Source organism: Pandoraea norimbergensis, assembly GCF_001465545.3.
In the GTDB taxonomy this organism is placed as follows: domain Bacteria; phylum Pseudomonadota; class Gammaproteobacteria; order Burkholderiales; family Burkholderiaceae; genus Pandoraea; species Pandoraea norimbergensis.
In genome coordinates this window covers 2,135,938-2,151,189 of sequence record NZ_CP013480.3, presented here as the reverse complement: position 1 = coordinate 2,151,189, position 15,252 = coordinate 2,135,938, and the positions used below count along the sequence as shown (strand labels likewise).

Below are 15,252 nucleotides of genomic sequence, written 5' to 3'. Positions count from 1 at the left end.
CGCCCCGCCTGAAATGCATTCTTGCGTGCGAGCGCAGGCGTGTCAATGCTTGCGGCGTACGTCCGGTGGGAATTGTCCTGCCGCCCCGCCAATTTTTGAATGCGCGTTTGTCCCGATGCTGATTGTCGCTCTCGGCTGGCTCTATGTTCTGGCGATGGTCGCCATCACCGCCCCGTCGGTCTGGCTCGGCCTGTTTATCTTCATTGGCGGCGGGGTCGCGCCCGTGCTGCTCTTGCTCTATATCGCCGGTGGCCGCATGCGGCGGGCGAGACGGCTACACCTTGAACGGCAATCCGAACTGCGGCCTGATGACGCAGCAACAGGCGAGGCCAATGCCGGCGTGAAGCACGTCTCCGACCGTGACACGGATCCCACAGTCAGTAGCGCCGTCACACCCGCGTCATCAAATGCACGATGGATTACGCCACCCGCCACACCAGCGCCGCCATGCGGCCAGTCGTCCGATCGCGGCGATACGAGTAAAACCGCGCCGAATCGCTGACCGTACACCACTGCCCTCCTGACACGCTCGTCACCCACTCACGCGCCAACCGCAAGCGCGCCAGCGCGCAAAGATCAGCCAGCGACTTCCCCACAGCAGGGTCACCATGGGCGACAAAAGCCGCGAGCGTCGCATCGCGCTCGGCAGGCGTTGCGGCCTCAAGAAACGCTTCGCGCACTTCCGGGCCGACCTCGAACGTCTGCGGCCCGATGCACGGGCCAAGCCATGCGATGACCTCGGCACGCGTGCCCGTTTGCGGCAAACGCGCCCGCAAAGCCTGCACGGTCTGCTCGATCACACCGGCACAAAGCCCGCGCCACCCAGCATGCGCGGCTGCCACGGCTTGCCCCTGTGCATCGCACAGCAGGACGGGCATGCAATCGGCCACCATCACCGTGCTCGCCAGACCGATCGCCTTCGTGGCACTCGCATCGGCCTGCAACGGTTCGCCAGCGCGAACGGCGTCGAGTGCGTCTTGTGCGTCGACCACACGCGGGCCATGCACTTGCGCCACCCACGCCGACGGCACGCCAGTGCGCGACGCCAGCAACGCACGATTCGCGGTGACCGCTGCGGGGTCGTCGTCTGCCTTGAACCCGAGATTAAACGTGGCTTGCGGCCCTTCGCTCACCCCGCCTGCACGCGTCGTGAACACGGCGCGCACGTTCGACGGCGCGGGCCAGTCGGGCACGATCCAGTCATCGGGGAATGCGTCCTGCTCACGTTCTCGTGCATGGTCAAGGTTATGCCGGGAAGAAGTCATCGAGCGAATCGGGGAGGGTTGAGAAGTCGAATTCGAGGCCGAGCGCGGCCATGAGTTCACACATGTCGTCAGGCAACGGTGCCTGCCAGTGCATCGCGTTGCCGTCGACGGGATGAATCAGCCCCAGACGCCAAGCATGCAGCGCCTGACGCGAGAAATCGCCCGGCAATGCCGGACGGCGATGACGCGGCTTATAGAGCGGGTCGCCCAGCAGCGAATGTCCGAGATGCGCGAGATGCACGCGAATCTGGTGAGTCCGTCCGGTATCGAGTGAGCACAGCACCAACGAGACCGGCGAGCTCTCCCACTCGGCGCTCGCCACGGTGACCACTCGTGTGCGCGCCGGCTTGCCCCCATTCCCATGCACCACCGCCATGCGTGTGCGCTCGCGCGGATCGCGTCCGATCGGGGCATCGACGACGGTGCGTAACGGAGGGCGCCCCCACACCAGCGCTGCGTAATGACGCTTGACGGTACGCGCCTGCAATTGCCGCACCAGATCGGTCTGGGCAATCAGCGTGCGCGCCACGACCATCAGGCCGGAGGTGTCCTTATCCAGTCGGTGCACGATACCCGCGCGCGGCAGGTCGGCCGCCGCCTGCCCGTACCGATGAAGCAGACCGTTGAGCAAGGTGCCCGACCAGTTGCCGGCCGCCGGATGCACCACGAGCCCTGCCGGTTTGTTGAATACGGCGAGCGCGGCGTCTTCATGAACGACATCGAGCGGCACCGGTTCCGGTGTAAACGCTTGTTGCTCAGGTAACGCTGCGGGCGTGATCGTGACCGCCTCGCCACCCGCGACTTTCTGGCGGACTTTGGCCGTGACGCCGTCGAGCATGACGCGGCCGTCTTCGACCCACGCCTGTAACCGGCTGCGGGAATACTCCGGGAAACATTGTGCGAGTGCCTTGTCGAGGCGTTCGCCAGCGAGGGCATCGGGGAGTGTGGCGACGAGCGGTGCAGCATCGTTAGCCCCTGCCACCGTGGCAGAGGTAGAATCGCTGTCGGAATTGGGGGTGCCACCGAGGGCACCTGGGAAAGCTACGGGAAGCGAGTCGAGGTCGTCGTCAGACGAGTCCTCCGCATTTTCCGTGGCAAATGAGGCGGTTACGCTATAATCCGGCACTATTGAACGGGTCATCGAGAAGTGAAGCCAACGAGCATGCAAGCCCTGAAACTTGTCAAACATCTTACGCTGGCCGTTATTCTGGTCGGCGGCGTGGCCGCCTGCGGCATTCTGCCGGAGAAAGTCGACGAAACGGCCAGCTGGTCGACGAACAAATTATACTCGGAAGCCAAGGACTCCTTCGACGGTGGAGACTACTCCAAGGCCGCCAAGTATTATGAGTTGCTCGAAGGGCGCGACCCGTTCGGCCCGCATGCACAACAAGCGCAGATCAACACGGCCTACGCTTATTACAAAGACAATGAACAGGCGCAGGCGCTTACCGCCATCGACCGCTTCATTCGTCTGCATCCGGATAGCCCGTCGATCGATTACGCCTATTACCTCAAGGGCCTGATCAACTTCAATGACGATCTGGGTCTGTTTGGCCGCTTCTCGGGGCAAGATCTGAGCGAGCGCGATCCGAAGGCACTCCGCTCGGCGTACGACAGCTTCAAGTATCTGGTCGAGCACTATCCGACCAGCAAGTACGCGAACGACGCCGCCCTGCGCATGCGCTACGCCGTCAACGCGATGGCCGCGCACGAAGTGCACGCCGCCGAGTACTACTATCGTCGTGGCGCGTATCTGGCGGCCGTGAATCGCGCGCAGAGCGCCCTGCAAGACTTCGACAAGGCACCGGCGCTCGAAGACGCACTGGGCATCATGATCAAGTCGTACGACAAACTCGGCATGACCGAACTGCGTGACGACACCCGCCGCGTGATGGAAAAGACGTATCCGAACAGCGGCTATCTGACGGTGGGTCATCGTATCGACGATGGCACTGGCAAGAAGTCGTGGTGGCAACTCTGGCGTTAAGTCGGTATGAATGCAGCCTTAATGCTGCATTGATTCGGCGCTGAACCAGCATCGGGTCGAACGTTCCGGTTGCATCGAAAAGCCCTCGCTTGCGAGGGCTTTTTGTTTTCCGCTTACATTGTGGCTTTCACCGGATATTGCCTAAGGAGTTTGTCGCGTGAGTTCGCCCCCTTCTGCCGCCCTGCCCGTCAAGACCCTGCTCGCCCTGCGCCACGTCCATTTCGAAGATCTCGGCACGCTCGCGCCGTACTTCCGGCAACGTGGTTACGCGATCGAGTATGTGGATGCCCCCATTGCCGATTTGCGCACCCTAGATGCACTGTCGCCCGATCTGATGGTCGTGCTCGGCGGTCCGATCGGTGCATTTGACGAGGCCGACTATCCTTTCGTGGCCGACGAACTGGCGTTGGTGAAAGCGCGTCTCGATGCAAAGGCACCCATTCTCGGTATCTGTCTGGGTGCGCAATTGATGGCGCGCGCGCTCGGTGCGAAGGTGGCGCCGTTGGGCGTGAAGGAGATCGGCTACGCGCCCGTCGCTCTGACACCGGCTGGTGAAGCCTCGCCGTTGGCCGCCTTGGATGACGTGCCGGTGCTGCACTGGCACGGCGACCAGTTCGATATTCCACCCGGCGCCGCCCATCTGGCGCGGACCCACGTCGGTGAGCGTCAGGCGTTCTCGCTAGGCAAGCATGCGCTGGGTCTGCAATTTCATCTGGAAGCCGATGCTGCGAGCATCGAGTCGTGGCTCGTGGGGCACGCGTGTGAATTGGGGGCTGCGGGCGTGAGCCCGGTGACGCTGCGTGCCGACGCACGCACCTATCAGGCACGGCTTGCCGATGCAGCGCCAGCCGTCGTGGGACGTTGGCTCGACGCGCTGGAGATCTGAGGCCTGAGGCGTCGTCAGCGCGAAGCGCGCTGAGGCCTCATAAGCCGCTGAAGCCGCTGACGCCGCTCAAGCCTCGGCGTCCGCCGCCATCTCGTCGAAGAAGCCACGCACGATCGGCAGTTCGCGCGTGCGCTTGAACGGCGGCAAGCTTTGCCAGATGCGCCGGCCATAAGGCTTGTCGACCAGACGCGGGTCACAGATCATCAGCACACCACGATCACGCTCGGAGCGAATCAGCCGCCCTGCCCCCTGCTTGAGCGTGATGACCGCTTGCGGCAACTGATGCACGGCAAACGGACTCAAGCCCTTCTTGGTCAGTGCGTCGAGCCGCGCAGCCAGCACCGGATCGTCAGGCGGCGCGAACGGCAGCTTGTCGATGATGACGAGCGAAAGCGCTTCGCCGCGTACATCCACCCCCTCCCAGAAACTCTGGCTGCCGATGAGCACCGCATTGCCAAGCGCTCGAAAACGGTCCAGCAACTCGGTACGACTCGCTTCGCCCTGCACGAGCAGCGGATACGGCCAGCCGCGCCGGTCGAACTCCTCACGCAAGCGCTCCGCCGAGCGATTGACCGCTCGCAGCGTAGTACACAGCACGAAGGCCCGGCCACCGCTCACCTCTAGCACCGGCAATGCGGCATCCAGCACCGCGTCGGTGAATCCCGGTGCAGACGGCTGCGGCAAGCCGCGCGGCACATACAGCAGACTTTGATTCGGGTAATCGAACGGACTCGCCAGCGTCAGCGACTTGCCCGCATCGAGCCCGAGTTGCGCAGCGTAGTGGTTGAAATTGCCCTTTACCGAGAGCGTCGCCGACGTGAAGATCCATGCGCGCGGCGCGCCAGCCCGTTGTTTCGCGAAGATCGGCGCAATCGACAGCGGCGTCTGATGCAACTGCACCGCCTGCGAGAAAACTTCAATCCAGCGCACCGTCTCTGGCGGCGTGTAAGTCTTCTGCTTGCCACTCTCGCCGTTCTGCGCGTCCGCAGACGCTTCGGCTTCGGCCGCAGCGCGCGCCGCTTCTGCCTCGCGCGCGATGGCCGCTTTCGCCGCCTTCTCGCGTTTGCCATCGGTCACACGCGGCGCATCGGGATCGAGCAACGGCAACGGTGCTTCGCCCGGCGTGGGCGGTGCCGCCCCCGTCTGCCAACGCTCAAGCTGCTGATGCAACTCGAGCGAGCGGCGCAGGCAAGCGCCAAGCGCTTCAGCGCGTTCGGCCTGATGTTGCAGCGTCTCGATCAGGTCCTGCAACGCGACGTCCACGTCATCGAGCGCGCCGAACAATTCATGATCGTCGGCCAACTGCGCCACCGACATGCGCGTGTTATCAGGCCCGAACGTCAGTCGCACGTCGCGTGCCGCCCGTTCGAGATTAGCGCCCAACTTTACCCAATCGGCCGCATCACGCGCATGAATCAGCCCCTCGGCCACGCAATCGCGCGCGAGTTCGAGAATCTGGCCGGTGGACACCGTTTCTCCGAAGAACAGCGTCGCCGTCTCGGGCAACTGATGCGCCTCGTCGAAGATCACGGTATTCGCGCTGGGCAGCAACTCGGCCATGCCCGTGTCGCGCAACATCACGTCGGCAAAGAACAGATGGTGATTGACCACGACAAGGTCGGCCTGCTGCGCCTCTTTGCGGGCCAGCATCACGAAACAATCCTTGTAACGCGGACATTCCTGTCCCAGACAGTTGTCGCGCGTCGACGTCACCTGTGCCCAGATGGGCGCGTTCTCGGGCACGGACGCCAGTTCGGCCTTGTCGCCGCTTTTCGTGATCTGCGCGAACGTCACAATCTCGCGCAATTGCGCGGCCTCGTGGCGCGACGCAAAGCGCGCTTCCTGCTGCGCACGCTCAAGGTAGTAGTGGCACAGATAGTTCGAGCGGCCCTTGAGCATGGCCACGCTCACCGGCACGGCAAGCGCGCGGCGCACCGTGGGAATATCACGCGCGAAAATCTGATCCTGAAGGTGTTTGGTGCCGGTCGAGATGATCGTCTTGCCGCCCCAGAGCATGGCGGGCACGAGGTACGCGTACGTCTTGCCGGTGCCCGTCCCCGCCTCCGCAATCAGCGAGTCGTGCGTGTCCATGGCGGACGCGACCGCGCGGGCCATCTCGGTCTGCGGCTCACGCGAACGATAGCCGTCGATGGCGCGCGCCAGCATCCCGCCGTCGCCGAAAATCTCCTCCAGTTCGCGCTCTCGCCGCGCAGCAAGCGGCTTGAGTCCATGGAAGGTCGGCGTGTCGTCGGAAGTGGCGTCGTCGGGGGAATCGCTGGCAGTGGCGGTTGAATCGATCAAAACGGCAAATAAAACTCAAAGGCGCCGCGAATCGAAAACTGACGATTCGCGGCGCCGGCAATGAAAAAGTGTCGCGCAAACGGTTTGATTCACGTCACACGGAGAAGGCGCTATGGCCGGTCCGGCCCGCGTCAGGCTGGCAGATCCGGCGTTTGCTGCACTTGCAGCAGGGTAATGGTGTCCTTGATTTTCAGACGGCGCTTCTTCAGGCGCGTGACTTGCAGTTCGTCGTACGTCGGCTCCGTCAGCAACTTGTCGATCAGGAAGTCGAGATCGCGGTGTTCGATCTGCAACTCGATGATGCGGCGTCCAATGGAGTGAAGATCGTGCTGCATCGTGGCAACTCTCCTGCAACTCTCAAGTGATGCCGGCACCGGCCACATTGGCCGGCCCGGTGGCCCGGCCTCGCTTACTGTCCGGGCAGCGCCTTTTGCGCCGGCGTGTTCCCCGACTGCGACTGATTTTTGCGCTCGTCGGACTTCTTCTGGCGCTCGATGGCTTCCGCCTGCTTCTCGCCGTACTTCCGTACGTTTTCGGCACGCTCGGCAGCCTTCTGATCCGCCGTCGCCTTCGCTTCGTCGAGCTTCTTCTGCTGCTCGGCCTGCTTGGCATTGTACTGCTCGCTATTGGCCGCACGTTGTGGCGCCTGCCCCGTGCGCTCGGTCACACGCTGCTGATACTCGGCCTGCTTGGCCTGATAATCCGACACATTCTGCGCACGCTCGGCGGCGCGTTGCGGTGCTTCGGCGGCCGTCTGTGCGCGCTTCGCGTCCAGACGCTCGTCACGGTCCGCTGCGCGCGCCTTACGTTCGGCGTCTTCCAGCACCAGACGCTGGCTACGCACGGCCTTGAGGGCTTCGCGCTGTTCGTCGCGCGCCTTGTCGACGCAGTAGTTCACGAAGAACTTCGACGCGCATTCGTACTTCGCCTGCTGAAAGCGATAGTCGATCCATGCGCGCTGGCGCTCGAGCACGGCGCGGCGACCCGCGAAGTCGTCGTCATCCGGATGCATATCGAGCTTGTCGTCGTACGCGACCGGCTTGTCGTCCTCGGCAGCAGCGGCCGCAGCAGATGCGCTGCTGGCCGCCGACGGCGTGCGATCGGCCGTGGCGTCAAAGGGAACATGGGGCACACGAATCTGATCGGTCGTGCGGCCCGCGGCTTCGACAGCCGAAAGTCCCTGCGCGAACGACGTGGCAGGCAAAGCAACGATGGCAGCGGCCGCTACGGCCGTCATCACGCCAAATGCAGCGAATGACGTACCAGCGCGACGGCGCGAAAACAATTTTGCGAAGGAAATCATGAGGTTGGGCAGAGTGATGCCAAATTTTAGCATTGCCTGCCCGGACGCGCCCGCGGTTTATGGCAAAATGCCCCGCTCCTGGCACTTGGGTAATTCGCAACACTCATGACGCAAAACGTAGCCCTTCAGATCGTTCAACGCATCGCCGCCGAACTCAGCGTGCAGCCACGCCAGGTCGCCGCCGCCGTGCAATTGCTGGACGAAGGCGCCACCGTGCCCTTCATCGCGCGCTACCGCAAGGAAGTGACCGACAACCTCGACGACACGCAACTGCGCACGCTCGAAGAGCGCTTGTTGTACTTGCGCGAACTCGAAGACCGTCGCGCGGCGATCCTCACAAGCATCGAGGAACAAGGCAAGCTCACCGACGAGCTGCGCACGGCCATCGTGGCCGCCGAGACGAAACAGACGCTCGAAGATCTTTATCTCCCGTACAAGCAAAAGCGCCGCACACGCGCGCAGATCGCTCGCGAAGCCGGCCTCGAGCCGCTCGCCCACGCGCTGCTCGCCGACCCGACGCTCGATCCGCAAACCGAAGCCGCCAAATTTGTCGACGCCGAGAAGGGCGTGGCCGATGTGAAGGCTGCCCTCGATGGCGCGCGCGACATCCTCTCCGAACAATTCGGCGAGACGGCCGAGCTGCTCGGCAAGCTGCGCGATTACCTGTGGAATCAGGGCGTGGTGTCGTCGAAGGTGATCGAAGGCAAGGAAAACGAGGAAGGCGAGAAATTCCGCGACTACTACGACTACGCCGAGCCGATCGCTTCGGTGCCGTCGCACCGCGCCCTCGCCCTCTTCCGCGGCCGTAATCTCGGCATTCTGATGGTCAAGCTGGGGCTTGGCGAAGAACTCGACGTGCAGGTGCCGCATCCGTGCGAAGGCGTCATCGCCGGCCATTTCGGCATTCGCAACCAGAGCCGTGCCGCCGACAAGTGGCTGGGCGACGTGTGCCGTTGGTGCTGGCGCGTGAAGGTGCAGCCGCATCTGGAATCCGAATTGCTCACGCAAATGCGTGAGAGCGCCGAGAGCGAAGCCATTCGCGTGTTCGCGCGCAACCTCAAGGCGCTGCTGCTCGCAGCACCGGCCGGCCCGAAGAGCGTGATCGGTCTGGACCCGGGTCTGCGTACCGGCGTGAAGGTGGCCGTCGTGGACCGCACGGGCAAGCTGCTCGGCACGGACACGATTTATCCGCACGAGCCGCGTCGCGACTGGGACGGCTCGCTCGCACGTCTGGCCAAGGTGGTAGCTGCCACCGGCGCCGAACTGGTCAGCATCGGCAACGGCACGGCCTCGCGTGAAACCGACAAGCTCGCGCTCGAACTGATCAAGCGTCACCCGGAACTGAAGTTGCAGAAGATCGTGGTGTCGGAAGCCGGCGCCTCGGTCTACTCGGCCTCGGAATTCGCAGCAAAGGAATTCCCGGAACTTGACGTCTCGCTGCGTGGCGCCGTGTCGATTGCCCGCCGTCTGCAAGATCCGCTGGCTGAGTTGGTGAAGATCGAGCCGAAGGCGATTGGCGTCGGCCAATATCAGCACGACGTGAATCAGCGCGAACTGGCCCGCATGCTGGACGCCGTGGTCGAGGATTGCGTGAACTTCGTCGGTGTCGACGTGAACACGGCCTCGGCCCCGCTGCTCGCCCGCGTGTCGGGGTTGAACAGCACGCTCGCGAAGAACATCGTGGACTTCCGCGACAGCAATGGTCCGTTTGCGAGCCGCGAGGCGCTCAAGAAGGTGCCGCGTCTGGGCGACAAGACATTCGAACAGGCCGCCGGCTTCCTGCGCGTGAACGGCGGCGACAACCCGCTGGACCGCTCGTCGGTGCACCCGGAAGCCTACCCGGTGGTCGAGCGCATTCTGGCGAAGATCAAGAAGAGCATCGGTGACGTGATGGGCAACGGTTCGGTGGTGCGCAGCGTCTCCGCGACCGAGTTCGTCGACGAGCGCTTCGGTCTGCCGACGGTGAAGGACATCCTGACCGAACTGGAAAAACCGGGCCGCGATCCGCGTCCTGAGTTCAAGACGGCGACGTTCCAGGAAGGCGTGGAAAAGATCACCGACCTGAAGCCGGGCATGCAACTCGAAGGTGTCGTCACGAACGTGGCGGCATTCGGCGCGTTCATCGACATCGGGGTGCATCAGGACGGTCTGGTGCACGTCTCGGCCATGTCGACCAAATTCATCAAAGATCCGCACGAAGTCGTGAAGGCCGGCGACATCGTGAAGGTGAAGGTGCTTGAGGTCGACCCGCGACGCCAGCGCATCTCGCTGACGATGCGCCTGAACGACGACCTGCCGGTGGCCGGCGAGAACGATCGTCCGGGCGCAGGTGGCGGCGGTGGCGGCCATCGTGGCGGTGGTAATGGTGGCAATGGCGGCAACCGCAGCGGTGGTGGCGGGCGTCAGCGTGAACCGGAAACGGTGAACGCGATGGCAGCCGCGTTCGCCAAGCTCAAGCGCTAAGCCAGCCCAGCATAAGAAAAAGCCCGCGATCTTCGGATTCGCGGGCTTTTTTCATGACGCTCAGATCGCTTACGTCGATCAAATCTCGATCTTCGTCCCCAACTCGACCACCCGGTTAGCCGGGATGCTGAAGAAGTCGGTCGGCTTGGCTGCGTTCTGATGCATCCACGCGAACAGGCGTTCGCGCCAGATCGACATCCCCGGCAGCTTGGTCGGCACCACGGTTTCGCGGGCCAGGAAGAACGACGTATCCATCAGTTCGAAATGCATGTCCGTCTTTTCTTCGAGCAGATGCAGCACTTCCTTCACGTCCGGCGTTTCGTTGAAACCGAAGGTCGACACTACGCTGTACAAGCCGCCCGTGTGGTCCTTCACTTCCATGCGCTTGTCGTCTTCGACATAAGGCACGTCGACCGTGCGGAACGTCAGGAAGATGGTGCGCTCGTGCAGGATGCGGTTGTGCTTGAGGTTGTGCAGCAAGCTCACCGGCACCAGCGTGTTGCCCCCCGTCAGATAGATCGCCGTGCCCGCCACGCGATGCGGCGGATGGGCCAGCAACCCTTGCAGGAACGGCCCCAGCGGAATACCGTCGGCGGCCGTGCGCTCGCGCAGCAACTGGCGCCCCTTGTGCCACGTCATCAGCATGAAGAACAGGAACGCGCCGAGCGCCAGTGGCAGCCAGCCGCCCTCTTCGACCTTGATCAGGTTCGCACCGAAGAACGCGAAGTCGACCACGAGGAAGCCGGTAATGATCAGCGCCACCAGGAACTTGTTCCAGTTCCAGACCTTGACCATGACCACGCACGCCAGAATCGTCGTGATCACCATCGTGGTCGTCACGGCAATACCGTACGCCGCCGCGAGGTTGCTCGACGACTTGAACGCCAGCACGATCCAGATGATCACCAGCAGCAGCGACCAGTTGATCACCGGCATGTAAATCTGGCCGATTTCACGATCGGACGTATGCAGGATCTTCATGCGCGGCACGTAGCCGAGCTGAATCGCCTGACTGGTCAACGAGAACGCGCCCGAGATCACGGCCTGCGATGCAATCACGGTCGCCGCCGTGGCGACCACCACCAGCGGCAGTAGCGCCCAGTCCGGTGCCATCAGGAAGAACGGGTTCTCGATCGCCTTCGGGTTGCTCAGCAGCAACGCGCCCTGACCGAAGTAGTTCAGCACCAGCGCCGGGAACACCAGTGCCGTCCATGCGAAGCGAATCGGACGGATACCGAAGTGCCCCATGTCGGCATACAGCGCCTCGGCACCGGTCAGCACCAGGAACACCGAGCCCAGCACGATGTAGGCCTGCAAGGCGTGCGTATGAATGAAATGGATGCCGTAATACGGGTTGATGGCCTTGATGATCTCAGGCGCCGCGAACATGTTGTACACGCCCAGCACGCCGAGAATCACGAACCACACGACCATCACCGGGCCGAACAGGCGGCCCACTTTGGCTGTGCCCGACTTCTGCATCGAAAACAGAATGATCAGGATGACGATAGTGATCGGCAGCACGAACCGCGTGAGCGATGGCGCCGCGATTTCCAGCCCCTCGACCGCTGACATCACGGAAATGGCTGGCGTGATCACCGCATCGCCGTAGAACATGCAGGCCCCGAACATCCCCAGCATCATGAGCACGGACGCCCACTTGCTGCCCGCGCGCACGCTGCGAAGACTGAGGGCCATGAGCGCGAGCACACCGCCCTCGCCCCGGTTGTCGGCGCGCATCACGAACAGCACGTACTTCAGGGAGACGACGATGACCAGCGCCCAGAACAGCAGCGAGATGATGCCGAACACGGCTTGCTGGTTAAACGGAATGCCGTGTTGCGGATCGAAACATTCCTTGAGCGCATAGAGCGGGCTGGTGCCGATATCGCCGAAGACGACGCCAATGGCTGCGACCATCAGCGCAGGCATGGGCTGAGGGCGATGCCCCTGTCGTATGGTTTGCGTCATAAGGTTTGGGTAATCGCTTTATTGCGCTGCACAAAATGGGCGCTATTCTAACTGGCTGCCGAGTCCCTAGCTAGTCGGGACGGCCCCCGAGTGCCGGACGCCACACACGACACGTTCGCCTAGGATAATTGGAGCCGCGCCCCGTGACCAGCGCGCCGCCACGTGGTTTTCCCGGGGCCGCATGCCACCCCGACCCCAGCGGGGCAACGCGCTTTTTCCGGCAATTCGAGTTGCAAATGCGAGACATGCGCGATTCGCCGGTCGACAGTCCCGGCAATTGCGTGTAGCGAAAGGGGCATCCCTATCGATTCCCCATGAAAAAAGCCGCCCGAAGGCGGCTTTTTCACAAGCTGACGGCAAGCAATCGACTTAGTGACGCTTGGTCGTCTTGCGGTTGCCGGTGCTCTTGACCGAGCGGACCAGATCGGAGTCGGCGCTGTTCTGCTCGGCTTCGAGCGAACGGATCTGACCCTGAAGGTCCGTCAGGCGAATACGCGCTGCGCTGCGTTCGGTCTCAAGCGCCGAAGCCTGCTCACGCACGGCCTGCTGGTTCTGTGCCAGCGCTTGTTCCTGCTGACGCTGGATAGCCAGATCGCTCTGCACCGCGTTCAGGCGGGCTTCGCTCTCGGCCAACTGGCGCTCCATGAGCGATTTCTGCGCTTCGAGCTTAATGCGGCGAATCTCGACGTCGGCCAGCACCTGCGTCTGACGCACGAAGTCGCCGTACAGGGCTTCGGCCTTCTTCTCGTTGTTCAGCTTGACCACACGCCAGAACTGCCCCTCATGGAACAGCGCGACGTAATACCCCATGGTCTGCGGATAGAACAAGAGGCTGGCGCCGTAGCGGCCGTTGTACGTCGTGCGAAGTTCGGTGACTTCCTTGTTCTGGATGCGATCGCGCAGTTCCTGAATCGTGCCCGAGGCCGAAGCCGGGGCCGAGAGACCTTGCGCGGGCACTGCCGGTGCGGCGAATTGACCTGGCGTCGTCGAACCGGTCACATCCTTGACCGCATCTGCGGCCCCCGCTGACGTCCCCCAGGCTGCCAGGCATGCCACCCCCACGCCCAACCAAAACCGCCCCCGGCAATCACTGATTTTCATCTGATCTGTTTTCCTGTTATCGACCGGATCGTTTAACGACCCTTATGCGTCGCCTTCATTCGCCCCCCCGGACTCCGCCCCGAGGATCTGAGACCTGCGTATTTTTGCCACGACAGTGTAACGGACATCATGTCCCGTCGCCGTCCTGCCTCTCTCCCGATACGCTGGCTTGCCTCCGTCCGGATACCTCTGTGGTCCCGGCAGGTGCCCGCGCTGCCGGCAGATAATAACCGCACGCTCACAATAGCCGCCAATTCTATCCATTGCGCGCCGCTCTTCCAAGCGCGGAATGCAATATTGAGCCGGTAGGATTTCAACTGTTGACACCACGCAACCCCGCAGCCGAAGGTTTTCCCTTAAGTCGAAGTTGTGTGTCAGACAAATCCCTGCATTGCAGGGTTTTAAAAGGCCATGGCCTACGCAATGCACGGAAGGCTGGCCAAGGCGCTTTTGTGATCATGACTTGCGCCCCGTTTGCGCCTCGTTTGCGATGCGCGTCAGCGGCATCGCCCCGCCTTCGACACGTCAGCTTTCGTATTCGCTGGCCAGTTCCGAGTCGTTACCCAGAATCTGATACTTGCGCATCTTTTCCCACAGGACCTTGCGACTGATGCCCAGCGCGTTGGCCGTGTCCTGCCGGCGCCAGCCGTTGGCATCGAGCGCCGCGACGATACGGGTACGCTCGGTGGCATCCCAGCGCGCCCGGTCGGTGAGCGCAACGGCGCGGGCCGGGTCGTCGGGGCGCACGATCACGCCAGTCGCCAGCGCCTCAAAGATCGCCCGGATGCGGCGTTCGTCCCACGTCCCCAACTGCCGGTAGATGATGCCCACCCGTTCGGCGATGTTGCGCATTTCGCGCACATTGCCGGGAAACACCCCGCCTTCGACCAGTTCGCGCAACCAAGGCGGCACCTTGCCGGCGATGTCCGGGTCGGACGCGACTTTGCCAAGATACGTGCTGAATACCGCCAGCTTGTCGATCGGCCCGCGCTCCTCAAGACTCGGGATGTGCAGCTCGATCACCGCCAGCCGATAGAACAGGTCGGCGCGGAACAACTCGTCGCGCACCATCGACTTCAGGTTTTTGTTGGTGGCCGCCACCAGCCGGAAATCCAGTTTCACAGGCTGGACCGATCCCAGACGCGTGACTGCGCTGTCTTCCAGCACGCGCAGCAGTTTCACCTGCTGATAAAGCGGCAGGTCGCCGATTTCATCAAGGAACAGCGTGCCGTCGTTGGCTTGCTCGAAATAGCCCTTGTGCGAATACAGCGCTCCCGTGAACGCCCCCTTCGCGTGCCCGAAGAAATGCGACTCAAACAGGCCGTCGGGAATCGCCCCGCAGTTCACCGCGACGAACGGCCCCTGTCCGTAGTGCGTCTGCTTGTCATGCAGCAGCCGGGCAATACGCTCCTTGCCGACACCGGTCTCGCCGTGAATCATCACGTTGGAATCGCAATCGGCGAACGCATCGACTTCGGCCAGCAGGTTGAGCATGGCACTCGACTGCGCCACGAGCGGATCGGCCGGCGCCGGCGCGCGGTCGGCCTCCGCAATCGCACCCGACAGCTTGAAGATAAGCGTGCGCAGCTCCGCGCCAGAAAAGTCGAGTGTGAGGATGTTGCTGTATTCGGGCGGATAGGTACGCGGATCGTTCTCGCGCGGCGCGGTCGCGACCCAGATCACCGGCATGCCGTGGCCGAGTTGCCACTCGTGCGCGTTGGTGGCCGCCCCTTCGATCACCGAGACGCTCACCACCGCGATGGACGCCCGCGTCTTGGTGCGCTCGCGCGACAGGTCGGCACCGTCGGCGCGAATCACTTCCATGTCGAAACTGGCGAGGCAATGCGCCACCCGGTCGGCAATATCTGACTTGCCTTCCCACACATACACGTCGAGGTCTTCACGTACTGGCTTGCTTTTCATGCTTTTCCGCTGGTCGCCGAACGCCCCGGGCGTCCGTCATGGTGAAGTTTTG

General features: G+C 63.0%; 11 protein-coding genes. 3 read left to right on the top strand and 8 right to left on the bottom strand.

Features of this window, described 5'->3' with window-relative positions:
• Nucleotides 1–419 precede the first annotated feature (419 nt).
• Together pgeF and AT302_RS09635 are read right to left on the bottom strand one after the other, a co-directional pair.
• Entirely contained in the window at nt 420–1,265 is an 846-nt protein-coding gene (pgeF, locus tag AT302_RS09640) for a peptidoglycan editing factor PgeF (protein WP_084656129.1), read from the bottom strand.
• Nucleotides 1,246–2,406: an RluA family pseudouridine synthase gene (locus tag AT302_RS09635; protein ID WP_084656128.1), complete on the bottom strand. Its 1,161-nt coding sequence runs from the start codon at nt 2,404–2,406 to the stop codon at nt 1,246–1,248. Before AT302_RS09635 ends, pgeF begins: the two co-directional genes overlap by 20 nt.
• 21 nt (nt 2,407–2,427) lie before the next feature.
• On the opposite strand from AT302_RS09635, the gene AT302_RS09630 reads away from it, so the two are divergent.
• Together AT302_RS09630 and AT302_RS09625 are read left to right on the top strand one after the other, a co-directional pair.
• Nucleotides 2,428–3,252, top strand: a complete 825-nt coding sequence (locus tag AT302_RS09630; RefSeq protein ID WP_058378253.1) for an outer membrane protein assembly factor BamD — start codon at nt 2,428–2,430, stop codon at nt 3,250–3,252.
• A gap of 157 nt (nt 3,253–3,409) precedes the next feature.
• Entirely contained in the window at nt 3,410–4,138 is a 729-nt protein-coding gene (locus tag AT302_RS09625; RefSeq protein WP_237172105.1) for a glutamine amidotransferase, read from the top strand.
• Nucleotides 4,139–4,204: 66 nt separating this feature from the next.
• Here the strand turns inward: AT302_RS09625 and AT302_RS09620 are convergent, their stop codons facing one another.
• From AT302_RS09620 to AT302_RS09610, 3 genes are all read right to left on the bottom strand, one after another.
• Nucleotides 4,205–6,436 carry an ATP-dependent DNA helicase gene (locus AT302_RS09620; RefSeq protein ID WP_064675198.1) on the bottom strand — a complete coding sequence of 744 codons (2,232 nt, stop codon included), beginning with the start codon at nt 6,434–6,436 and terminating at the stop codon, nt 4,205–4,207.
• 134 nt (nt 6,437–6,570) lie between these two features.
• Nucleotides 6,571–6,774, bottom strand: coding sequence for a YdcH family protein (locus tag AT302_RS09615; protein ID WP_058378251.1), 204 nt, complete (start codon nt 6,772–6,774; stop codon nt 6,571–6,573).
• A 74-nt stretch (nt 6,775–6,848) separates the two neighbouring features.
• The gene (locus tag AT302_RS09610; RefSeq protein WP_157125744.1) at nt 6,849–7,676 is read right to left on the bottom strand and encodes a hypothetical protein; all 828 of its coding nucleotides are present in this window, start codon (nt 7,674–7,676) and stop codon (nt 6,849–6,851) included.
• A gap of 171 nt (nt 7,677–7,847) precedes the next feature.
• Here AT302_RS09610 and AT302_RS09605 point away from each other — a divergent pair, with 171 nt between their 5' ends.
• Nucleotides 7,848–10,205, top strand: coding sequence for a Tex family protein (locus AT302_RS09605; RefSeq protein WP_058378249.1), 2,358 nt, complete (start codon nt 7,848–7,850; stop codon nt 10,203–10,205).
• 78 nt (nt 10,206–10,283) lie between these two features.
• On the opposite strand, the gene AT302_RS09600 is transcribed toward AT302_RS09605, so the two are convergent.
• The 3 genes from AT302_RS09600 to AT302_RS09590 all read right to left on the bottom strand — a co-directional run bounded on the left by AT302_RS09600 (nt 10,284) and on the right by AT302_RS09590 (nt 15,200).
• Nucleotides 10,284–12,176, bottom strand: coding sequence for a potassium transporter Kup (locus AT302_RS09600; protein WP_170935863.1), 1,893 nt, complete (start codon nt 12,174–12,176; stop codon nt 10,284–10,286).
• Nucleotides 12,177–12,545: 369 nt separating this feature from the next.
• Nucleotides 12,546–13,277 carry a DUF2968 domain-containing protein gene (locus tag AT302_RS09595; RefSeq protein ID WP_058378247.1) on the bottom strand — a complete coding sequence of 244 codons (732 nt, stop codon included), beginning with the start codon at nt 13,275–13,277 and terminating at the stop codon, nt 12,546–12,548.
• Nucleotides 13,278–13,802: 525 nt separating this feature from the next.
• Nucleotides 13,803–15,200 (bottom strand): sigma 54-interacting transcriptional regulator, encoded by a 1,398-nt coding sequence (locus AT302_RS09590; protein ID WP_058378246.1) that lies wholly within the window; start codon nt 15,198–15,200, stop codon nt 13,803–13,805.
• Between the last annotated feature and the right edge of the window lie 52 nt (nt 15,201–15,252).

What these genes read in the sequence shown, in the direction of transcription:
- pgeF (WP_084656129.1), bottom strand. Translation starts at nt 1,265, where the DNA reads ATGACTTCTTCCCGGCATAACCTTGACCATGCACGAGAACGTGAGCAG.
- AT302_RS09635 (WP_084656128.1), bottom strand. Translation starts at nt 2,406, where the DNA reads ATGACCCGTTCAATAGTGCCGGATTATAGCGTAACCGCCTCATTTGCC.
- AT302_RS09630 (WP_058378253.1), top strand. Translation starts at nt 2,428, where the DNA reads ATGCAAGCCCTGAAACTTGTCAAACATCTTACGCTGGCCGTTATTCTG.
- AT302_RS09615 (WP_058378251.1), bottom strand. Translation starts at nt 6,774, where the DNA reads ATGCAGCACGATCTTCACTCCATTGGACGCCGCATCATCGAGTTGCAG.
- AT302_RS09610 (WP_157125744.1), bottom strand. Translation starts at nt 7,676, where the DNA reads ATGACGGCCGTAGCGGCCGCTGCCATCGTTGCTTTGCCTGCCACGTCG.
- AT302_RS09605 (WP_058378249.1), top strand. Translation starts at nt 7,848, where the DNA reads ATGACGCAAAACGTAGCCCTTCAGATCGTTCAACGCATCGCCGCCGAA.
- AT302_RS09600 (WP_170935863.1), bottom strand. Translation starts at nt 12,176, where the DNA reads ATGACGCAAACCATACGACAGGGGCATCGCCCTCAGCCCATGCCTGCG.
- AT302_RS09595 (WP_058378247.1), bottom strand. Translation starts at nt 13,277, where the DNA reads ATGAAAATCAGTGATTGCCGGGGGCGGTTTTGGTTGGGCGTGGGGGTG.
- AT302_RS09590 (WP_058378246.1), bottom strand. Translation starts at nt 15,200, where the DNA reads ATGAAAAGCAAGCCAGTACGTGAAGACCTCGACGTGTATGTGTGGGAA.